The organism is Edwardsiella sp. EA181011, assembly GCF_000800725.1.
GTDB classification, from domain to species: domain Bacteria; phylum Pseudomonadota; class Gammaproteobacteria; order Enterobacterales; family Enterobacteriaceae; genus Edwardsiella; species Edwardsiella anguillarum.
The window spans coordinates 346719-366225 of the sequence record NZ_CP011364.1 but is presented as its reverse complement, the minus strand read 5'-3'; the positions used below and the strand labels follow the sequence as shown (position 1 = coordinate 366225).

18 protein-coding genes are annotated in these 19507 nt (G+C 59.5%); 11 read left to right on the top strand and 7 right to left on the bottom strand.

Annotated features, from left to right (window positions below; all coding sequences use genetic code 11):
• Position 1: 1 nt before the first annotated feature.
• Genes citF through citC form a run of 4 tightly spaced genes read right to left on the bottom strand, consistent with a single transcriptional unit; the run spans position 2 to position 3798 of the window.
• A complete protein-coding gene (gene citF, locus QY76_RS01715; protein WP_034163022.1) occupies positions 2-1522 on the bottom strand; it encodes a citrate lyase subunit alpha in 1521 nt (506 codons plus the stop codon).
• Positions 1523-1532: 10 nt separating this feature from the next.
• Positions 1533-2429 carry a citrate (pro-3S)-lyase subunit beta gene (gene citE, locus QY76_RS01710; RefSeq protein WP_045427781.1) on the bottom strand — a complete coding sequence of 299 codons (897 nt, stop codon included), beginning with the start codon at positions 2427-2429 and terminating at the stop codon, positions 1533-1535.
• Complete coding sequence (citD, locus tag QY76_RS01705; protein WP_034163020.1) at positions 2426-2725, bottom strand: citrate lyase acyl carrier protein; 300 nt, start codon at positions 2723-2725, stop codon at positions 2426-2428. The genes citE and citD overlap by 4 nt, the downstream gene beginning before the upstream one ends.
• The gene (gene citC / locus QY76_RS01700) at positions 2722-3798 is read right to left on the bottom strand and encodes a [citrate (pro-3S)-lyase] ligase (protein ID WP_034163019.1); all 1077 of its coding nucleotides are present in this window, start codon (positions 3796-3798) and stop codon (positions 2722-2724) included. The genes citD and citC overlap by 4 nt, the downstream gene beginning before the upstream one ends.
• A gap of 387 nt (positions 3799-4185) precedes the next feature.
• On the opposite strand from citC, the gene dpiB reads away from it, so the two are divergent.
• The 4 genes from dpiB (at position 4186) to dinF (ending at position 8722) form a co-directional block, all read left to right on the top strand.
• The gene (dpiB, locus tag QY76_RS01695; protein WP_045427778.1) at positions 4186-5829 is read left to right on the top strand and encodes a sensor histidine kinase DpiB; all 1644 of its coding nucleotides are present in this window, start codon (positions 4186-4188) and stop codon (positions 5827-5829) included.
• Positions 5822-6508: a two-component response regulator DpiA gene (gene dpiA, locus QY76_RS01690; RefSeq protein WP_034163017.1), complete on the top strand. Its 687-nt coding sequence runs from the start codon at positions 5822-5824 to the stop codon at positions 6506-6508. Before dpiB ends, dpiA begins: the two co-directional genes overlap by 8 nt.
• Positions 6509-6628: 120 nt before the next feature.
• Entirely contained in the window at positions 6629-7237 is a 609-nt protein-coding gene (gene lexA, locus QY76_RS01685) for a transcriptional repressor LexA (RefSeq protein WP_012847108.1), read from the top strand.
• 153 nt (positions 7238-7390) lie between these two features.
• Positions 7391-8722 (top strand): MATE family efflux transporter DinF, encoded by a 1332-nt coding sequence (gene dinF / locus QY76_RS01680; protein ID WP_045427775.1) that lies wholly within the window; start codon positions 7391-7393, stop codon positions 8720-8722.
• An 18-nt stretch (positions 8723-8740) separates the two neighbouring features.
• Here the strand turns inward: dinF and zur are convergent, their stop codons facing one another.
• Positions 8741-9214 (bottom strand): zinc uptake transcriptional repressor Zur, encoded by a 474-nt coding sequence (gene zur, locus QY76_RS01675; protein WP_034163014.1) that lies wholly within the window; start codon positions 9212-9214, stop codon positions 8741-8743.
• 443 nt (positions 9215-9657) lie between these two features.
• On the opposite strand from zur, the gene QY76_RS01670 reads away from it, so the two are divergent.
• The 5 genes from QY76_RS01670 to alr all read left to right on the top strand — a co-directional run bounded on the left by QY76_RS01670 (position 9658) and on the right by alr (position 14667).
• Positions 9658-10329, top strand: a complete 672-nt coding sequence (locus QY76_RS01670) for a hypothetical protein (protein WP_034163013.1) — start codon at positions 9658-9660, stop codon at positions 10327-10329.
• A 139-nt stretch (positions 10330-10468) separates the two neighbouring features.
• Positions 10469-11506: a tRNA dihydrouridine(20/20a) synthase DusA gene (gene dusA, locus QY76_RS01665; RefSeq protein ID WP_045427772.1), complete on the top strand. Its 1038-nt coding sequence runs from the start codon at positions 10469-10471 to the stop codon at positions 11504-11506.
• Between the two features lie 163 nt (positions 11507-11669).
• Positions 11670-11888, top strand: coding sequence for an envelope stress response protein PspG (pspG, locus tag QY76_RS01660; RefSeq protein ID WP_034163010.1), 219 nt, complete (start codon positions 11670-11672; stop codon positions 11886-11888).
• Between the two features lie 166 nt (positions 11889-12054).
• Positions 12055-13467 (top strand): replicative DNA helicase, encoded by a 1413-nt coding sequence (gene dnaB / locus QY76_RS01655; RefSeq protein WP_034163009.1) that lies wholly within the window; start codon positions 12055-12057, stop codon positions 13465-13467.
• A 108-nt stretch (positions 13468-13575) separates the two neighbouring features.
• Positions 13576-14667, top strand: a complete 1092-nt coding sequence (gene alr, locus QY76_RS01650; protein ID WP_045427769.1) for an alanine racemase — start codon at positions 13576-13578, stop codon at positions 14665-14667.
• A 70-nt stretch (positions 14668-14737) separates the two neighbouring features.
• On the opposite strand, the gene yqhD is transcribed toward alr, so the two are convergent.
• Complete coding sequence (yqhD, locus tag QY76_RS01645) at positions 14738-15895, bottom strand: alcohol dehydrogenase (protein ID WP_045427766.1); 1158 nt, start codon at positions 15893-15895, stop codon at positions 14738-14740.
• Positions 15896-16104: 209 nt separating this feature from the next.
• On the opposite strand from yqhD, the gene QY76_RS01640 reads away from it, so the two are divergent.
• Both QY76_RS01640 and QY76_RS01635 read left to right on the top strand, forming a co-directional pair.
• Complete coding sequence (locus QY76_RS01640) at positions 16105-17016, top strand: AraC family transcriptional regulator (protein WP_034163005.1); 912 nt, start codon at positions 16105-16107, stop codon at positions 17014-17016.
• 58 nt (positions 17017-17074) lie between these two features.
• The gene (locus tag QY76_RS01635) at positions 17075-18364 is read left to right on the top strand and encodes an alpha/beta fold hydrolase (RefSeq protein ID WP_045427763.1); all 1290 of its coding nucleotides are present in this window, start codon (positions 17075-17077) and stop codon (positions 18362-18364) included.
• Positions 18365-18410: 46 nt separating this feature from the next.
• On the opposite strand, the gene QY76_RS01630 is transcribed toward QY76_RS01635, so the two are convergent.
• Positions 18411-19043, bottom strand: coding sequence for an outer membrane protein (locus tag QY76_RS01630; protein WP_034163002.1), 633 nt, complete (start codon positions 19041-19043; stop codon positions 18411-18413).
• Positions 19044-19507 lie beyond the last annotated feature (464 nt).

Sequence of the window (19507 nt, the reverse complement as noted above, 5' to 3'; positions counted from 1 at the left end):
CTTATTCCTTGACCTGGCGAACCACGTCGATGACGGAGCCATCGCGGTAGCGCACCACGGCCACGACCTTGTCGGTAAAGGCGATCGGCTTCGGCTCGCCGGTCAGGGAGAGCGCGCGATCGCGCAGCCACTCAATGCTGACCAGCGGTAGGCCGGCGTCGCGCAGACGCTGCGCCAGCTCCGGACGCGCCGGGTTGACGGCGATACCGTGGTCGGTGACCAGGATGTCAATGCTGGAGCCGGGGGTGACGCAGGTCAGCACGCTATCGACGATGGTTGGGATACGTCCGCGCACCAGCGGCGCCACGATGATGGAGAGCGCAGAGCCGATGGCGGTATCGCAGTGACCGCCAGAGGCGCCGCGTAGAACGCCGTCGGAGCCGGTCAGCACGTTGACGTTGAAGTGAGTGTCCACTTCCAGCGCACTCAGCACCACCACGTCAAGACGGTCGACCGATGCACCCTTGGAGCTCCAGTTGGCGTATTGGTTGGCGCTGATTTCGATGTGGTTCGGGTTGCGCGCCAGGGAGCCGGCGGCGGCGCGGTCGAAGCTCTGCACATCGAGCAGCTTACGGATGTATCCCTTCTCGTGCAGATCGACGATGGTAGAGGTAATGCCGCCCAGGGCAAAGTCGGCGCGGATATCGGCGCGACGCATCTTGTCTTCCAGGAAGCGGGTCACGGCCAGCGAGGCGCCGCCGGTGCCGGTCTGCAGCGAGAAGCCTTCGTTAAAGTAACCGGAGTGAGCGATCACTTCTGCCGCGCTGCGGGCGATTAAAAGCTCACGTGGGTTAGAGGTCATGCGGGTGGCATCCGCGCCGATCTTACTGGCGTCGCCGACCTGATCGATCTGGACGATCAGGTCGACCTGATCCTGGGTCAGGCTGGCCGGGTTGTGCGGGTAAGGCAGAATCTCCTCGGTCAGCAGAACGACGCGGTTGGCCGCCTCGGCATCGGCGCGGGCGTAGCCCAGCGAGCCGCAGCAGGCGTTGCCGGTATAGCCGTTGGCGTTACCGAAGGCGTCGCAGGCCGGTACCCCGAGAAAGGCGACGTCGATGTTCAGTTCACCGCTGTCGATCAGGTGTACCCGGCCTCCGTGGGAGTGGATCTGCACCGGCTCGTCGAGCAGGCCATGGGAGATGGCATCGGCCAGAGGGCCGCGTAGGCCAGAGGTGTAGATCTTGCGTACCACGCCACTGCGGATATGGCCGACCAGCGGCGCATGGCAGTCGCTCAGGGAGCTGGAGGCCAGGGTCAGATCCTTGAAGCCCATGGCGGCGATGACATCCATCACCTGATTCAGGGTCAGATCGCCGCCGCGGAAGGCGTGGTGGAAGGAGATGGTCATGCCGTCACGCAGGCCGCTGCGGCGGATGGCCTCCTCCAGAGAGGCGCACAGTTTGCGATCGCGCGCGTGATCGTCATGGTACTGGGCCTTGCTGACGTCATTGAAGGCCGGCAGCGCGCCATCCCGTTGGCTAAAGGCGGCTACGCGGGCGTTTCGTTGGGTATCTTGTGTCATCTTTATCGCCTTATTCTTCACGGATGCCGGACAGGGCCGCGCGGGAAAGCACCAGACGCGCGCGCTCGATAACCGGGCTGTCAACCATCTTGCCGTTCAGGGAAACCACACCGCGTCCTTCGCGGGCGGAGGCCTCGGCGGCGTCGACCACCAGACGGGCGTGATCGACCTCTTTCTGCGTCGGCGCGTACAGGTTGTGCAGCAGCTCGATCTGACGCGGGTTGATCAGCGATTTACCGTCAAAGCCCAGCTGTTTGATATGGGAAGCTTCGCGCAGGAAGCCCTCATCGTTGTTGGCGTCGGAATAGACGGTGTCAAAGGCCTGGATACCGGCGGCGCGGGCCGCCTGCAGGATGCTGCAGCGGGCGAACAGCAGTTCGATGCCCTCCGCCGAGCGCTCCGTGCGCAGATTGCGCACATAGTCTTCGGCGCCGAGCGCAATCCCGATCAGACGCGGGGAGGCGTGGGCGATGGCCACGGCCTGGGTGATCCCCTGGGCTGACTCGATGGCGGCCAGCAGGCCGGTGCTGCCCACCTCACGTCCGCAGGTGCGTTCGATGCGGGCAATTTCGTTTTCGATAGCGATGACGTCATCGGCGGAGTCGGTTTTCGGCAGACGTACCACATCGACTCCAGCGCGCACGACGGCTTCCAGATCGGCGACGCCGTACGCGGAGTCCAACGCGTTGACGCGCACGATGGTCTCAATGTCATTGTACAGGGGGTGCTGCAGCGCGTGGTAGACCAGACGGCGGGCAGCGTCTTTTTCACGCAGCACCACGGAGTCTTCCAGGTCAAACATCAGCGAATCGGCTTTATAGATAAAGGCGTTGCTCAGCATGGCGGCGTTGGAGCCGGGAACAAACAGCATGCTGCGACGGGTGCGGGTTTTCTGTTGCGGTGTCATGCGCGATCCTCCCAAGGCAGGCTGACCAGATCGGCGGCGCGCGCCAGCAGGGTTTCCAGACGTGCGCGCAGGACACAGTCGAGCGCGCCTTTATCGTCAACGATCAGCTGTACGCCGCGAATCTGATAGCGGTTGAGGACGTCCAGCACGGTGGCGCGGATGGCGTCGCCAAACTGTTTTTCGACGCTGCTGCTAATTTGCAGATCGAGAGCTTGGTCGTCTTCAATGGGCGCGATGCGCACCATCACGTCGCTCGACTCAAGGGTGCCAGCGACGGCTGCGTGGTTTATTTTCATTTGTCACCTGTAACTAAGACGGATTCCTGGGGCCGGCGCTCTGCGCCCGCCGGCATTGATGCGATCAGCCGGGCCAGATAGGCCCGCGTCGCGTCGGGTACCAGTGGGGTGATTGCCGGAAGATCTTTGCGTACCAGCAGCTTGCGTACCCATGAGGCTGAAATGGGGGTGTTGTGATAGGTCAGCCTGGCCACTTCAACCAGATGGATCGGCGGATAGGGCAGCGCCGGGGTTTCCAGCCAGTAACGCATATCCTGATTGTATTTGGCGGTGACCGGGCAGAAGGGCTCCGTCCCGACGAAGCGGTGGGTAATGCCCAGTGCCGGCGCCAGATACTGCCGGAATATCTTGATATCGATTTCGGTGTAGCAGTTGTCAGCCACCCCCTGCTCTTTAATGAAGTAGCAGGGAAAGGTGGCGCGGGAGATGATGTATTCGGAGCCCGGGTGTAGCGTCAGATTGGCGATATCACTCACACCGGAACGCACCAGCGCCAGCCGATCTTCATAAGAAAAGCGTGAGGTATCCTCACGGACTAAAAACAGGTGTAGCCAGTCGCATTGACTGGCGGCCTGCCGGACGAGGTAGCGGTGTCCGTTGGTGAACGGGTTAGCGTTCATCACGATGGCACCGATTTTTTTCCCTGGGTGGCGCAGCGTCGCTAATGTTTCGGCATAGCGTTGAAGACGGACTTTACTGTTCTCCATCAGTACCATGATCCCGGGAACCCGGGTAATGGTAGAGAAACCGCACTGGTGGAACATCTCTTCGTTTTCTTCTTTTGTATAGATGAAAAGATTATTCCGCCCTAATTCATAGGCCAGGTTGACCAATTCAGTGGCCAGCGTCAGGGCCAATCCTTCGCCGCGGGCGGTGGCGCTGATGGCGACACACTTTATGATATCGCCGGCGATACCGCCGCAGGCGATGATTTTGTTATCCCGCTGTGCACAAATAAATATTTCTACTGATGTATCAATGTTGAGGCCATTTTCACGCAGAAAATGAGTGATGTCGGCAATCCTCTTTTGCTCAGAACGCTTAATCTGGGTGAAAACAGTATTGCTGAACATAAGGATTCCTGCTCTGCGTCGCGATGGTTACGTTAAATAAATGTATCTTTTATCAACTCAATAACTTTTCATTTTCAATCAAAGGTAATAAAACTTTGCTGCCTATTTTTATTCCCCTTGGCTGTTGTTAAATTAATCCTAAATAGGAATTGGGTGGGGATTTTTGACCTGATTCACAAACGGAAAGCAGTTTTAAATCGCCTTAATAGTTTTTATCTTCGTAATTTAAAATAAAGATTTTTATAGACTGGTTTTTATTTGCTTAATTAGTTTAATAGCGATAATCTGCAAAAGTAGAAAAGCATTATGGCCAGAGTGTCAGGAAACAAAACGATTACATTTGAAGCGTTCAAAGGTAATCGAAACGTATTAAAAGGTGAGGTAACGATGGTAAGAATGCCGAATAACAGTGCGGTGAATTTCTTTCGCCGCATGGCGTTCCCCCTGCGTATTTTTTTACTGTTACTGCTGGTTTCCTGCTGCCTGTTTGCCGCGCTGGGGAAGTACCTGTCAGCCAGCTTTGAAGACTACATGATGAGGCAGGTGCGCGACATGGCGATGAACCAGGCCAAGATCATCGCATCGATGGACAGTATCGTGGATGGGGTGAAGGATCGCGACATCCACCGCCTGGCGCTGATTGCCGATCGTCTGGGAACCGGGACTGACTTTGACTATGTGGTCATCGGCGATCGGAACTCTGTTCGCCTGTATCACCCCAATCCGGCCAAAATCGGCCATAAGATGCAGTTCAATAAGCCGGGCGCCATTGAGAAGGGAGAGAGCTACTTTATCTCAGGAAAAGGCTCTCTGGGCCAGGCGCTGCGCGCGAAAACGCCCATTTTCGATCATCAGGGGCAGGTGATCGGGGTCGTATCCCTGGGCTATTTGGTCAGCAAGATCGATAGCTGGCGTCTGGACTTCCTGCTGCCCATGGCCGGGGTCTTCGTGTGCGTGCTGCTGCTGATGATGCTGCTCTCCTGGCTATTTGCCGCACATATCCGACGACAGATGATGGGGATGGAGCCGCGCCAGATAGCCCGGGTGGTGCGTCAGATGGAGGCCCTGTTCGGCGCCGTTTTTGAGGGACTGATTGCGGTCGATCCTGACGGACAGATCACGGCAATAAATCGTAATGCCCGCAAAATGCTGGGGCTAAGCGCGCCGGGTCGTCAGTGGCTGGGGCAGCCGATAAGCCAGGTGGTCTCACCGTCGGACTTTTTCACCGATCGCATCAATGAAGATCGGCGTGATGCCATTCTCACCTTTAACGGGCTGAGCGTTATAGCCAACCGGGCGACCATCCGCTCCGGCGACGGCGATACGCTGCTCGGCGCGATTATCAGCTTCCGTAGCAAGGATGATATCAATGCGCTTAACGCCCAGCTGACCCAGATCCGCCAATATGTTGACAGCCTGCGTACCGTACGCCATGAACACCTCAACTGGATGTCGACGCTCAGCGGGCTGCTACAGATGAAGGAGTACGATCGGGCGCTGGAGATGGTGCGCGGGGCATCGCAGGCGCAGCAGCAGCTGATCGACCGCCTGCGCGATGCGTTCAGTGACAAGGTGGTCGCCGGGCTGCTGTTTGGTAAAGTGCACCGGGCACGCGAGCTGGGGCTGACGCTGACCATCGTCGACGGCAGCCAGCTGCATGCGCTGCCGGCGGGGTTGGACAGCACGGAGTTTGCGGCGGTATTGGGCAATCTATTGGATAATGCCTTCGACGCCAGCCTGAAGAACCCGCAGGGGGGCGGCGGCGTTGAGGTCTATCTGTCGGATGAGGGCAGCGAGGTCATCATTGAAGTGGCCGATCAGGGCTGCGGTGTCCCGGATGCGCTGAAAGATAACATTTTTGAGCAGGGCGTGAGTACCAAGGCGGAAGATCCTGGGGAGCACGGCATTGGCCTGTACCTTATTGCCCGCTATGTCGGGCGTTGCGGAGGCACCATTACGCTGGAGGACAACCAGCCCTATGGCACTCTATTTTCTGTTTTTATCCCGAAGGTGAAGTGTGAACATGAATAAAATTAATATATTAATCGTCGAGGATGAAACGCCGCTGGCTGAGATGCACGCGGAGTTTATCCGCAATCATCCCTGCTGTGGTCAGCTGTGGTTGGCCGGCAATCTGGCTCAGGCCCGGGCGATGATTAAAAGTTTTCACCCGGATTTGGTGCTGTTGGATAACTATTTGCCGGACGGCGTCGGAGTACATCTGCTGCATGAACTGACCCAGCAGCGCTATCCGGGCGGCGTAGTGCTGACCACCGCCGCCAGCGATATGGACACCGTCTCAGAGGCGGTTCGCAGCGGCGCCTTTGACTACCTGATCAAACCCATCGCCTACGAGCGTCTGGGGCAGACGCTGGATCGCTATCAGCAGCGCAATAGCATGCTCAGCGGACATCAGAATGCCAGCCAGCGTCAGATAGACAGCATGTATAACGCCTATGCGCGCGGGGATAGCAAAGAGGATCTGCCGGTCGGCATTGATGCCCTGACGCTGGAGAAGGTGCAGGGGCTGTTTGTGGACGATACGGTACGCCATACCGCCGAAAGCGTGGCGCAGAGCCTGCTGCTGAGCCGTACGACGGCGCGGCGCTATCTGGAGTTCTGTGCGGCGCGTCAGCAGATCGTCGCCGAAATTGTCTATGGCAAGGTGGGGCGCCCGCAGCGTATTTACCGGGCGCAGGGGAAAAGCTGAGCACCGTCTGACCGCGACGGAAAGCACGCCGCGGCCGGTGTTTTGTGTATTTCACGGTTTTAAATTATCCGCTACCTGTATATACTCACAGCAAAACTGTATAAACGAACAGGGGGCGGAATGAAAGCACTTACGGCCAGGCAGCAGCAGGTCTACGATCTGATTCGCGATCATATCGAACAAACCGGCATGCCGCCGACGCGTGCCGAGATTGCCCAGCGCCTCGGTTTCCGTTCACCCAACGCCGCCGAGGAGCACCTGAAGGCGCTGCAGCGCAAGGGGGTGATCGAGATTGTCTCCGGTGCGTCGCGCGGTATCCGCCTGTTGATGGAAGATGAGACGGGGCTGCCGCTGATTGGCCAGGTGGCCGCCGGTGAGCCGCTGCTGGCGCAGCAGCATATCGAAGGGTTTTACCAGGTCGATCCATCGCTGTTTAAGCCCAGCGCCGACTTCCTGCTGCGGGTCAACGGCATGTCGATGCGCGATATCGGTATTCTGGACGGCGACCTGCTGGCGGTGCACAAGACCCAGGATGTCCGCAACGGTCAGGTAGTCGTTGCGCGCATTGAAGATGAAGTGACCGTTAAACGACTTAAAAAACAAGGGAATATGGTACAGCTTCTGCCAGAAAACAGCGACTTCCAGCCTATCGTGGTCGATCTGCGCGAGCAGAACTTCACCATCGAGGGGCTGGCCGTCGGCGTGATCCGCAACGGTGACTGGATCTAGGCTGTATCCCGCTCCGGGGCGTAGCGCCTCTGCGCCGCCAGGCCCGCGCGTTACCCCGGCCCCCACCCCGCGATCCTTCGGCTCGCGGGGTCTTTTTTTTGCGGCCTTCGTGCGCCGCACCGGCGCGATCCGACCAAACGAGGGAACGATGTGATGCGAGGCGTTTTCCAGGAAGACAAGGCGCTGTGGCGCCTGGCGCTGCCGATGATTCTGTCGAATGTTTCCGTTCCCTTGCTGGGCGTGGTCGACACGGCGGTGATCGGTCATTTGGACTCGCCGGTTTATCTGGGCGGCGTGGCGGTGGGCAGCATGGCCACCACCTTTTTGTTTATGCTGCTGCTGTTTTTGCGCATGAGTACCACCGGGCTGTGTGCCCAGGCGTTCGGCGCCGCCGATCGCCCGGCGCTGGCGCGGGCGTTGGTGCAGCCGCTGATCATGGCCCTGCTGGCCGGGGTGGGCATCATCCTGCTGCGCCAGCCGCTGAGCGCGCTGATGCTGCAGATCGTCGGCGCCGAGGCCGCGATACAGACGCAGGCGCAGCTGTTTATGCATATCCGCTGGCTGAGCGCGCCGGCGACCCTGACCAACCTGGTGATTCTGGGCTGGCTGCTGGGGGTGCAGTACGCTCGGGCGCCGGTGCTGCTGCTGATCGTCGGCAACGCGGTGAATATCGCGCTGGATCTGTGGCTGGTGGTGGGACTGGGCTGGAAGGTGGCCGGCGCCGCCTGGGCTACGGTGATCGCCGACTATGTCACGCTGCTGATGGGGGGGGCGCTGCTGCTGCATGTGATGCGTCTGCGCGGGCTGCGCCGGGCGCATTTCCGACACGCCTGGCGCGGTAACCTGCACCGCCTGTTGGCACTGAACCGCGATATCATGCTGCGCTCCCTGCTGCTGCAGCTGTGCTTTGCCTCGCTGACGGTGATCGGCGCGCGGCTGGGGGCCGACGTCGTGGCCGTCAATGCGGTGCTGATGAATCTGCTGACCTTTACCGCCTATGCGCTGGATGGCTTCGCCTATGCCGTCGAGGCTTACTCCGGCCAGGCCTTTGGCGCCCGCGATGGCTCGGCGCTGCGCCGGGTATGGCACGCCGCCTGCCGTCAGGCGGGGGCGGTAGCGCTGCTGTTTGCGCTGGCCTACGGCTTGTTTGGGCGCGCTATTGTCAATCTGTTGACCTCGTTGCCGCAGGTACAGACCCTGGCGCTCGACTATCTGCCTTGGCAGACCGTGCTGCCGCTGCTGGGGGTATGGTGCTACCTGTTGGACGGCATGTTTATCGGTGCGACGCGCGGGGCCGATATGCGTAACAGTATGGCGGTAGCGGCCCTGGGATACGGCATAACGCTGCTGAGCATACCGTGGCTGGGTAACCATGGTCTGTGGCTGGCGCTGGCGGTATTTTTGACGCTGCGCGGCCTGTCCCTGTGGCTGATCTGGCGCCGCCGCTGGCGCACGCAGCGCTGGTTCCCCGCAGGGGCGGCGTAGTCCGCCGCCGCGATGGCGCTAGCGGGCCGGCGTTTCGCCGCCGGGCGCCTGGGCGCAGGCGTGGCACAGGCCATGGGCCTCGATGACGCTGTGCTGCAGGGTAAAACCGGCCTGCTGCGCCAGCGTCTCCAGCTGCTGCTGCAGGAGGTCGGCCGAACGCTCATGAACCTGGCCGCAGCGGTGGCAGATAAACAGCGCGGAGGTGTGACACGGCTCATCGAGGTGGTGGCACATCACATAGCTGTTGGTCGATTCGACCTTGTGGATAAACCCCTGCTCCAGCAGGAAATCAAGCGCCCGATAGATGGTCGGGGGCTTGGCCTGGGGTTCGGATACCCGTAGTAAATCCAGCAGATCGTAGGCGCTGATGGCGCCCTGCTGAGCGGCCATCAGGCGCAGCACCTCCATCCTCTGGGGCGTCAGGCGGACATTGCGCTGCCGACAGATCTGTTCTGCCTGGGCCAGCAGTCGCTGCAAAGTGGGGGTGGTCATGGTCGCGGTTCCCTGCCAATAGTGTGATGCCATTTTACCACAGTTAGCACGATGCCCCGAAGCGCATCGCGGCCGCTTCGGCGTTGCTCCGTTGTTTAAACCTTGTTGTTTTATCATCTGAAATACATATCGACGGCAGACGCTGACGTACGGAGCGGGTAATTTAGCCCTGCGCCGCTCACCGTTGGCGATGGATCGGGCAGCGACGCGGACGCGTCCATTCGGTAATTACACTGGTGATATATCTCTAGCTGAGATAATAAAAGCAATTAATATTTAAAAGTAATAATAATTCTCCGGACCGTAGAAATAAAAAACATAAACAACAAAAAATATATCATGCCGCGTTTTTATAAAAAAAACTTTTATATCAACGCCGTCGCAGTGACACTGCGTAAAACTGAGCGCGCGCGATATCGGACTCAGGGAAGGGTAAAGTAGACATGGATCTTATTTTAGCGATCGAACACTGGCCGCTGCGTCAGGCGATAGTGGCGCTGTACCGGCGGCAGTTCACCATTATTTCGCTGCCGGACGCGGTTCCGTTTTCGCCCCGCACACTCAGCGCGCTGCATCGAACCGGCAGCCTGCTGGTCACGGATCGGCAGCGTAATCATTTGCTGCAGACCGTGGAGAGGGTGCGCCGTCATAGTCTGATTCCGGTGATCATCATTAATCGGCGGGAGAGCTACCTGACTCAGCTGATTGCCCGTTTTTTTAACGGTGCTCACGCGCTGAGCTATGACGCGTTTTACCACCATATTCAGCGGCGGACGTTTCATCCGTTGGATCTCTATTTTCTGCCCTATTCGCGTGGCGCGCCGGACGCTTGCTGGGGCGCGGGCGAGACGGTGTACGCTCGGCTAAATGCCTTTGGCCTGATGACGCTCTATCAGCGCGGGGTGACCCTGCGCGAAGCCGCGGTGCTGGTCAGTCTCTCTTTCCATAACAGTACGGCCATGACCGCTCGCCTACTGGGGATCCATGAGCAGGCGGTGGTACACTGCAAGCGGATGCTAGGAAATAAGCTGGGGCTGGACCATAACCGGCCCGATTTTATCAGCCACATTTTCCTCTCTTCGGGCGTGCGGTCGGGGCCGTGTGAGATGGAGTAGGGTGTGGCGCAGGGGCGCGGGCCCGATGTGCGCTTTTTGCACGCAGGGCTGGTATGCTAGAATCGCCGCCCCGCGCGCTACCCGGCGCGCCGGTGGGTAAATGAGGCACATCTATCATATGGGATACGGCGAACAAGCAATGACTCAGGCAGCACATATTGAACAAGCGACGGGTGCCCGCGGGCGGGATCAGGCGGGCGCATTTCCCTCACAGCGGTTCTCCATCGCCCCGATGCTGGATTGGACCGATCGCCATTGCCGCTATTTTCACCGCTTGCTGAGCCGTCAAGCCCTGCTGTATACCGAAATGGTGACCACCGGCGCGATTATCCACGGTAAGGGTGATTATCTGGCCTACAGCGAAGAGGAGCACCCGCTGGCGCTGCAGCTGGGCGGCAGCAACCCGGTCGATCTGGCCCACTGCGCCCGGCTTGCCGAAGCGCGCGGCTACGATGAGATCAATCTGAACGTGGGCTGTCCGTCGGATCGGGTGCAAAACGGCCGCTTTGGCGCCTGCCTGATGGGTGAGGCGCAGCTGGTGGCCGACTGTGTGAAGGCGATGCGCGATGTCGTTTCAATCCCGGTGACCGTGAAGACCCGCATCGGTATCGATGAGCAGGATAGCTACCCGTTTCTGTGCGACTTTATCGGTACCGTTGCCGGACAGGGGGAGTGTGACACCTTTATCGTCCATGCGCGCAAGGCGTGGCTGTCGGGGCTGAGTCCCAAGGAGAATCGTGAGGTGCCGCCGCTGGACTATCCGCGGGTGTATCGCCTCAAGCAGGATTTTCCGCAGTTGACTATCGCCCTTAACGGCGGCGTAAAGTGTCTGGATGAGGCACAGACGCATCTACAGCATGTCGACGGGGTAATGATGGGGCGCGAGGCCTACCATAATCCGGGCATCCTGGCCCTGGTCGATCGTCAGCTGTTCGATACCGACGCGGCGGTGCCGCACAGCGTGGCGGTGGTGCGGGCGCTCTACCCCTATATCGAGCGGGAGCTGGCGCAGGGGACCTACCTGGGCCATATCACACGCCATATTCTGGGGCTCTTTCAGGGGATCCCCGGCGCGCGCCAGTGGCGCCGCCACCTGAGTGAGAACGCCCATCGTCCGGGCGCCGGTGTTGACGTCGTGGAGCAGGCGCTGCGCTTCGTGGAGCGCCGCGCTGAGTAATTTGACCAACAGTTGGTTATTTTCATTACACTCTATCCCCCTCTGCCAGCGCAGTGTCGCTGGCATTTTTATTGAATCAATGGGTTAGTGCTGTTTTAAACATTGGCATGGATTTTGGATATTCTCGGAGAGACCGTCGTCGTGACGGAATGGAGAGAAGTCGATGCTGGAAGTGATGTTTGTCTTGGCTTTTTTTATGGCGCTGCTGCTGACCGGCATATCGCTGCTGGGGGTGATCGCCGCGCTGGCCGTCGCGGCGCTGCTGTTGGTATTTGGCGGGCTGTTTGTGCTGGTCATCAAGCTGCTGCCGTGGCTGGCCTTGGCGATCGTGGTGGTCTGGCTGTACCGCGCGCTGCGAAAACCCCAGCCGCACCGCTATTAGGCGAGGCGCTCCCCCGTGCTGCCGCGGCGCTGCGGCACGCATGGAGAGGGCCGCGCGCCTTTCCCCCCGCTTACCGTGAACGCCTATGACTTATCCATGCGCCGGGCGCCGGCATTGGTTATACTGTCGCGCGTCACAGGCTCACAACAGGTAAAGCATTTCCACTATGGCAGGAAACAATCCCGGCAGTAAATCCCGCGAGGCACCCCGCGATCGCCAGATGGAGGGGCTTAAGCTGCCCCCGCACTCTCTGGAGGCTGAACAGTCCGTTCTCGGCGGTCTGATGCTGGATAACGAACGCTGGGATCATGTGGCTGAACGGGTGGTCTCCAATGACTTTTACAGTCGCCCCCATCGTCTGATCTTCGGCGAGATGCAGCGCCTGCTGGAGCAGGGTCGCCCAATCGATCTGATCACCCTATCGGAGTCGTTGGAGCAGCAGGGACACCTGGATAACGTCGGCGGCTTCGCCTATCTGGCCGAGTTGTCCAAGAATACCCCCAGTGCCGCCAACATTAACGCCTACGCTGATATCGTACGCGAGCGCGCGGTGGTGCGGGAGATGATCGCGGTCGCCAATGAGATCGCCGACGCCGGCTACGATCCGCAGGGGCGCAGCAGCGAAGACCTGCTGGATCTGGCGGAGTCCCGAGTGTTTCAGATCGCAGAAAACCGCGCCAGCAAAGATGAGGGGCCGAAGAGCATCGACCGGATCCTGGAAGATACGGTGTCGCGCATTGAGCAGCTGTACCAGCGGCCCCACGACGGGGTGACAGGGGTATCGACCGGCTATCAGGATCTGGACAAAAAGACCGCCGGGCTGCAGAAGTCTGATTTAATCATCGTGGCGGCGCGCCCGTCGATGGGTAAGACCACCTTCGCGATGAACCTGTGTGAAAATGCGGCGATGACCCAGGAAAAGCCGGTGCTGATCTTCAGCCTGGAGATGCCCGGTGAACAGATTATGATGCGTATGCTGGCGTCGCTCTCCCGCGTCGATCAGACCCGTATCCGTACCGGACAGCTGGACGATGAGGACTGGGCGCGGATCTCCAGCACCATGGGGCTGCTGCTGGAGAAGCGCAATATGTATATTGACGACTCCTCTGGCCTGACCCCGACGGAGGTGCGCTCGCGTGCGCGGCGCATCTTCCGCGAACATGATGGCTTAAGCCTGATCATGATCGACTACCTGCAGCTGATGCGGGTGCCGTCGTTGTCGGATAACCGCACGCTGGAGATCGCCGAGATCTCCCGTTCGCTCAAGGCGTTGGCCAAAGAACTGCAGGTGCCGGTGGTGGCTCTGTCGCAGCTGAACCGTTCATTGGAGCAGCGCGCCGATAAGCGCCCGGTCAACTCTGACCTGCGCGAGTCCGGCTCGATCGAACAGGACGCCGACCTGATCATGTTCATCTATCGTGATGAGGTCTATCACGAAAACAGCGATCTGAAGGGCATCGCCGAGATCATCCTTGGCAAGCAGCGTAACGGCCCCATCGGGACGGTGCGCCTGACCTTTAACGGCCAGTGGTCGCGCTTTGATAACTACGCGGGCCCGGCCTATAACGATGAAGACTAAGCGCCCGATGCGGATCGCGTCTCTGCCTGTGGGACAATTTCATGAGCCGGGCGCCGCGCGCCCGACCCGATATCCAACCAAGCTCATTAATGGAACCAAGGAAGCAACATGAAAGCGGCAACCGCCATCATTGATCGCCGCGCTCTGCGACATAACTTTCAGCAGATCCGTAAGTTTGCGCCGCACAGTCGCCTTATCGCCGTGGTGAAGGCCAACGCCTACGGGCACGGCCTGCTGGAGACCGCCAAAATCCTCAACCAGGCCGATTGCTACGGCGTGGCGCGCATCGGCGAAGCGCTGATGCTGCGCTCCGGCGGGATCGTTAAACCGATCCTGCTGCTGGAGGGCTTTTTCTCCGCCAGCGATCTGCCGGTGCTGGTGGCCAATAACATCGAAACGGCGGTACACAGCGAAGAACAGCTGCAGGCGTTGGAGAATGCCCGTCTGGAGCGCCCGATTAAGGTATGGATGAAGCTGGACACCGGCATGCATCGCCTTGGGGTGCGCCCGGAGCAGGCCGAGGCGTTTTATCGCCGTCTGTGCGTCTGCCCTAACGTGGCTCAGCCGGTAAACTTTATGAGCCACTTCAGCCGGGCTGATGAGCCAGAGAGCGGGCGTACCGAGCAGCAGCTGGCCTGTTTCGACGACTTTGTGCAGGGGAAAGCGGGCGAGCAGTCTATCGCTGCCTCGGGCGGGATCCTGCTGTGGCCGCAGTCGCACCGTGACATGGTACGGCCGGGGATTATTATGTACGGCGTCTCGCCGCAGGCGGATTTGTCGCTGGCGGCCGATCACTACGGACTGCAGCCGGCGATGACCCTGCAGTCTAGCCTGATCGCGGTGCGCGAGCATAAGGTCGGCGAACCGGTGGGCTACGGCGGCGCCTGGGTGGCGCAACGTGATACTCGTCTCGGGGTGGTGGCGATCGGCTATGGCGACGGCTATCCGCGCAGCGCACCGTCGGGCACGCCGGTGCTGATCAATGGTCGAGAGGTGCCGATTGTGGGGCGGGTCTCTATGGATATGATCTCGGTCGATCTGGGGCCGCAGGCGGCGGATCGCGTGGGTGATAACGTGATCATGTGGGGACCAGGGCTGCCGGTTGAAAAAGTGGCCGCCTGTACCGGTATCAGCGCCTATGAGCTGATCACCAAGCTAACCTCACGCGTTGCGATGGAATATATCGGTGAAGAGGCGTAGCGCACCGTTGACGCACCATCGATAGCGCGGGCCGGCAAATGCCGGCCCGCGCTGTTTTTCGCGGCCAGGATCAGCGGGCCGCCTGATAGATCTGGCGGCTCTGCTCCAGCGTGATGTCGCCGTGCTCGCCCAGGGCGGTCATACGGTGCTCCTGCAGCTTATCGAGCAGCGCCGGAATGGTGCTGCCGTCCAGGCCGTAGTCGCTCAGGCGAGTTTTTACCCCCATCTGCTCAAAGAAGGCTCGCGTCGCGGCGATGGCGGCGTCAATGCGCTGCTCGTCGCTGCCGCTGTGGATATTCCAGACCCGCTCGGCGTACTGCAGCAGCTTGGCGTGTTTTTTATCACGCTTCAGCTGCAGCACGTTGGGCAGCACGATGGCCAGGGTCTGGGCATGATCCAGCCCGTGCATGGCAGTCAGCTCATGGCCAAGCATATGGGTAGACCAATCCTGCGGAACCCCGGCGCCGATCAGCCCGTTGAGCGCCATGGTGGCACACCACATGATATTGGCGCGCACCCCATAGTTTTCCGGCTCCTGCAGCGCTCGCGGACCCTCTTCGATCAGGGTCTGCAGCAGCCCTTCCGCGAAGCGATCCTGCACGCGGGCATCGACCGGATAGGTCAGATACTGTTCCACGATGTGTACAAAGGCATCCACGACCCCGTTGGCGATCTGACGCGGCGGCAGGGTGTAGGTGACTTGTGGATCCAGCACGGCAAAGCGCGGCATGACAAAGGGGGACATAAAGTGCAGCTTATCACCGGTTGCGCTGCGGGTGATCACGGCTCCCATATTCATTTCAGAGCCGGTGGCCGGCAGGGTGAGAACCACCCCCATCGGAATGGCACGGGTGACGTCGCTGCCGACGGTTTCCATGATATGCCAGGGATCGCCGACGTAGTCTGCGGCGGCGGCGATAAACTTGGTTCCGTCAATGACCGAGCCGCCGCCGACGGCGAGCAGGTAGTCGATCTTCTCGTTATGCACCATCTCCACCGCCTGCATCAGGGTTTCATAGTGGGGATTCGGCTCAATACCGCCAAACTCAAAAACATGACGGCCGTGTAGGGCGGCGTGTACCTGATCCAGTACGCCGTTGCGTTTAATGCTGCCGCCGCCGTAGGTGATCAGGACGCGCGCCTGTGGCGGGATCTCATCGCGCAGGTTGGCAATCTGATCTCGGCCAAACAGAATTTTGGTCGGGGTGTGAAGAACAAAGTTTTCCATGATGCAACCCTCACTCATATACCTAAAAAGCATGAATATGTCCGGCGTCAGCGCCGGTATGAAATTTGAGTGCTATTGTGGGCGTATTGCGCCATCGGCTCAATGCACATTTCTGTAGGTTGTTTGCCTATTCCTACAAAAAAATGTAGAAAAACATGTCAAACAGGCAGATTAATTGCCAATTAAGTTGGTTGGATGGAGACCGCTACATGGTTATCGACGATAGATGGAAACAGTTGGCCGCACAGGTTCAGCGCCTGCATCAACAGCCGGGGGTCAAGCCCTCGCCGGTCGAGCATGTTAACCTCATCTATGTCAACGCACATCAACCCCGCACGCCGGTCATGTACCAACCCAGTCTGATCATTATATTGCAGGGGCGCAAAGTCGGGTATCTGGGAGAGCGGGTGTTTCACTATGATCCGAGCAATTATTTGCTGATGACGCTGCCGTTGCCCTGCGAATGTGAGACCTTTGCCTCGCCGCAGGAGCCGTTGATCGGCCTGGCGCTGCGGGTTGACGTGCAGATGCTGCAGGATCTGCTGATGGATATCGGCGATGGGATGCGTACGGCGGTGCGCCCGCACGCTGAGGGGGTACGCTCGGTTGCGCTGGACGATGCCATGCTGTGCGCCTGCGAACGCCTGGTGGAGGTGATGGAGGATCCCCTGCATGCCCGGGTGCTCGGCCCGCAGATCGTGCGTGAGATGCTATTCCATGCCCTGTGCGGGGCGGGCGGCGACGCCCTGCTGGCGCTGGCCAGCCGTCATAGCCACTTTAGTCAGATTGCCAAGGCGCTGCGTCTGATTGAGCAGAACTACGCCAGCAGTCTGAACGTCGACAGGCTGGCGCAGTCGGTCAATATGAGCATCTCGTCGTTTCACCACAACTTTAAGGCAGTGACGGCGACCTCGCCGCTGCAGTACATTAAATCGTATCGGCTACACAAGGCGCGCATGATGATCTTGCACGATGGGCTGAAGGCCAGCACGGCGGCGAGCCGGGTCGGTTATGAGAGCCCGTCGCAGTTTAGCCGTGAATACAAACGGTTTTTTGGCAATACCCCCAGCGATCAGGCCAGCCGCTACCGCAGCGGCGGACTGCGCATCGCGGAACTGTGAGTCTGGACAGACTGATGCCCGTAGGGAGGGTGGTCTGCATGCCAAGGAGTGTCGACAGATGATTGAACGAGCGTTTTTAGTACCGGGGATGGCGGTGCGGGAGTTCCGCACTGAGGTGCCGTTGAACTGGCGCGACCCCAGCGATGGGCGTCGGCTGACGCTGTTTGCCCGTGAGCTGTGCGCTCCGGGCCGCGAGGCGGATGAGATGCCCTGTCTGCTGTTCCTGCAGGGAGGCCCCGGCGGGAAATGCCCGCGGCCGACCTCCTGCAGCGGCTGGCTGGCGGAGGCGCTGCGCGATTATCGGGTGATCCTGATGGATCAGCGCGGCACCGGCAACAGCAGCCGGATTGAGGCCAGCGTCCTGCGCGATATGACCCCGCAGCAGGCGGCGGACTACCTGAGCCACTTCCGCGCCGATGCTATGGTGCGCGATGCGGAGCATCTGCGGCTGCGCCACTTTGGCGGACGGCGCTGGACGACGCTGGGCCAAAGCTACGGCGGTTTTATTACGCTGACCTACCTATCCCAGGCGCCGCAGGGGTTGCATGCCTGCTATATCACCGGCGGCCTGCCGGCGATAGCGCCGGATGCCACCCAGCTGTATGAAGCGACCTATCGCCGGGTGGCGCAGCGCAATCAGCACTTTTTCACCCGTTACCCGCAGGCGCGCGAGCAGCTCGATCGTATCGTCGCCCTGCTGCGCGAACAGGCGGTATACCTTCCCGACGGCGATCTGCTCAGCGTAGAGCGTCTGCTGACGCTGGGGCTGGATATGGGCATGAGCGAGGGCTATGAACGCCTGCTGTGGCTGCTGGATGAGGCCTTCAACCCGGAGGGCGAGCTGAGCGATACCTTCCTGAACCAGGTGATGCAGCGCAGCGGTTTTGCCGACAATCCGCTGTATGCGGTGCTGCATGAGAGTATCTATGCCGATGACGCCAGCGGTGCGACCCGCTGGGCCGCTCAGCGGGTGCGCGATGGCCTGCCGGCGTTCTCTTTGGAGCGGAGTTCGCCCCTGCTGACCGGTGAGATGATCTACCCGTGGATGTTTGATCAGATGCAGTCACTGCGTCCGTTTCGCGCGGCGGCGGAGCTGTTGGCCCGGCGTGAGACGTGGCCGGTGCTTTACGATACCGTGCGTCTGCGCGACAACGACATACCGGTGATGGCGGCGGTGTATTACCACGACATGTATGTCGACGCCGACCTGTCGCTGGAGAGCGCGGCGCAGATCGGTAATCTCCAGACCTGGATCACCAGCGAGTACGATCACAACGGTCTGCGTGTGACGCCGGTGTTTCGGCGGCTGCGGGAAATGATGGCCGAGCGCGGCGTCGCGGCCGAATAGCAAAACGGCTCCCATAGGGAGCCGTTGGTTTTCGTCACCGAACCACTTAGAAGTAGTAGTTCACACCCAGCGTAACGTCATGGGTGGTCACTTTGGCCTGGGAGTTACCGGCGCTGGCTTTGCCTGCGTCCAGGTATTTGTAGCCCAGATCCAGATCCAGACGTTCGTTAACGTTGTAGATCACACCGGTGCCGACGCTCCAGGCAAAGTTGTTGCTGTTGCTCTGTACGTTGTCGCCGTTCATGTCGTTTTTCAGGCTGACGTTAGCATAACCGATGCCGGCGCCGACGTACGGGGTGAAAGGTGTACCGGTTTTGATGTCATAGTAACCGTTAACCATCAGCGTCTGCAGACCCAGACGGCTGTCGTTGGTCTCTGCGGCATCGTTGGTATGGCTGGAGGTGGCGTTAGCGCGGAAGGTGTAGTCCAGCTCGGCGCGAACCGGCAGGCTGAACTGGTTTTCGAAGTTATAGCCGAAAACCAGGCCGGCGTTACCGACGCCTTTGTTATCGTTGCTCATGCCGTTGCCGTTAACATCTTTCTGATCGAACAGATGCTCGGCGCTGATACCCATTTTGGCACCGGCATAGTAACCGGTGTTGTTGATGCCGGCGGCGTTGACCAGAGTTGCGCCAGAGACCAGACCTACGAACAGGGCCAGTTTAGTGAATGCTTTCATGATGGATTCCTGATTATCAACTATCGCGTGACAGAGGACCTATCGGGTGACCTGTGTCACAAAAAAAGAACACGCGGCATAATGATAGCCAGCAATGAAGAAAATTTGAATTTATTTAATATGAATAAAATCAACGGGAAAAATAAAATTGTATCGAATGTTTTCCATTCGTTGAAAATAACAAGCGACGAGCGGGGATGAATGCGACAAAAACGGTTTACGAGCGCTCACTATTTATCCTGAAGAGTGTGTTGGCGAGACATAGAAATATGATCCGGTTAGCTTTTTAGAGAATTAAAATAAACTCCGATATAACTTATAAAGCTGAATTAGCCCATCTTATCGCCAGGCCGGCGTTTATTTTTGGACATAACGGGGCGTATTTCTGTTATTTCCTCTGCCGGTGCGGCGTCAAGAACACAGCGGCAGAGCGCTCCAGCATCCCCGCGAAGAGGGCTGGTGCT

Excerpts from the sequence above, each read along its gene's own strand:
- citF (WP_034163022.1), bottom strand. The coding sequence starts at position 1,522 with ATGACACAAGATACCCAACGAAACGCCCGCGTAGCCGCCTTTAGCCAA.
- citE (WP_045427781.1), bottom strand. The coding sequence starts at position 2,429 with ATGACACCGCAACAGAAAACCCGCACCCGTCGCAGCATGCTGTTTGTT.
- citD (WP_034163020.1), bottom strand. The coding sequence starts at position 2,725 with ATGAAAATAAACCACGCAGCCGTCGCTGGCACCCTTGAGTCGAGCGAC.
- citC (WP_034163019.1), bottom strand. The coding sequence starts at position 3,798 with ATGTTCAGCAATACTGTTTTCACCCAGATTAAGCGTTCTGAGCAAAAG.
- dpiB (WP_045427778.1), top strand. The coding sequence starts at position 4,186 with ATGGTAAGAATGCCGAATAACAGTGCGGTGAATTTCTTTCGCCGCATG.
- dpiA (WP_034163017.1), top strand. The coding sequence starts at position 5,822 with ATGAATAAAATTAATATATTAATCGTCGAGGATGAAACGCCGCTGGCT.
- lexA (WP_012847108.1), top strand. The coding sequence starts at position 6,629 with ATGAAAGCACTTACGGCCAGGCAGCAGCAGGTCTACGATCTGATTCGC.
- dinF (WP_045427775.1), top strand. The coding sequence starts at position 7,391 with ATGCGAGGCGTTTTCCAGGAAGACAAGGCGCTGTGGCGCCTGGCGCTG.
- zur (WP_034163014.1), bottom strand. The coding sequence starts at position 9,214 with ATGACCACCCCCACTTTGCAGCGACTGCTGGCCCAGGCAGAACAGATC.
- QY76_RS01670 (WP_034163013.1), top strand. The coding sequence starts at position 9,658 with ATGGATCTTATTTTAGCGATCGAACACTGGCCGCTGCGTCAGGCGATA.
- dusA (WP_045427772.1), top strand. The coding sequence starts at position 10,469 with ATGACTCAGGCAGCACATATTGAACAAGCGACGGGTGCCCGCGGGCGG.
- pspG (WP_034163010.1), top strand. The coding sequence starts at position 11,670 with ATGCTGGAAGTGATGTTTGTCTTGGCTTTTTTTATGGCGCTGCTGCTG.
- dnaB (WP_034163009.1), top strand. The coding sequence starts at position 12,055 with ATGGCAGGAAACAATCCCGGCAGTAAATCCCGCGAGGCACCCCGCGAT.
- alr (WP_045427769.1), top strand. The coding sequence starts at position 13,576 with ATGAAAGCGGCAACCGCCATCATTGATCGCCGCGCTCTGCGACATAAC.
- yqhD (WP_045427766.1), bottom strand. The coding sequence starts at position 15,895 with ATGGAAAACTTTGTTCTTCACACCCCGACCAAAATTCTGTTTGGCCGA.
- QY76_RS01640 (WP_034163005.1), top strand. The coding sequence starts at position 16,105 with ATGGTTATCGACGATAGATGGAAACAGTTGGCCGCACAGGTTCAGCGC.
- QY76_RS01635 (WP_045427763.1), top strand. The coding sequence starts at position 17,075 with ATGATTGAACGAGCGTTTTTAGTACCGGGGATGGCGGTGCGGGAGTTC.
- QY76_RS01630 (WP_034163002.1), bottom strand. The coding sequence starts at position 19,043 with ATGAAAGCATTCACTAAACTGGCCCTGTTCGTAGGTCTGGTCTCTGGC.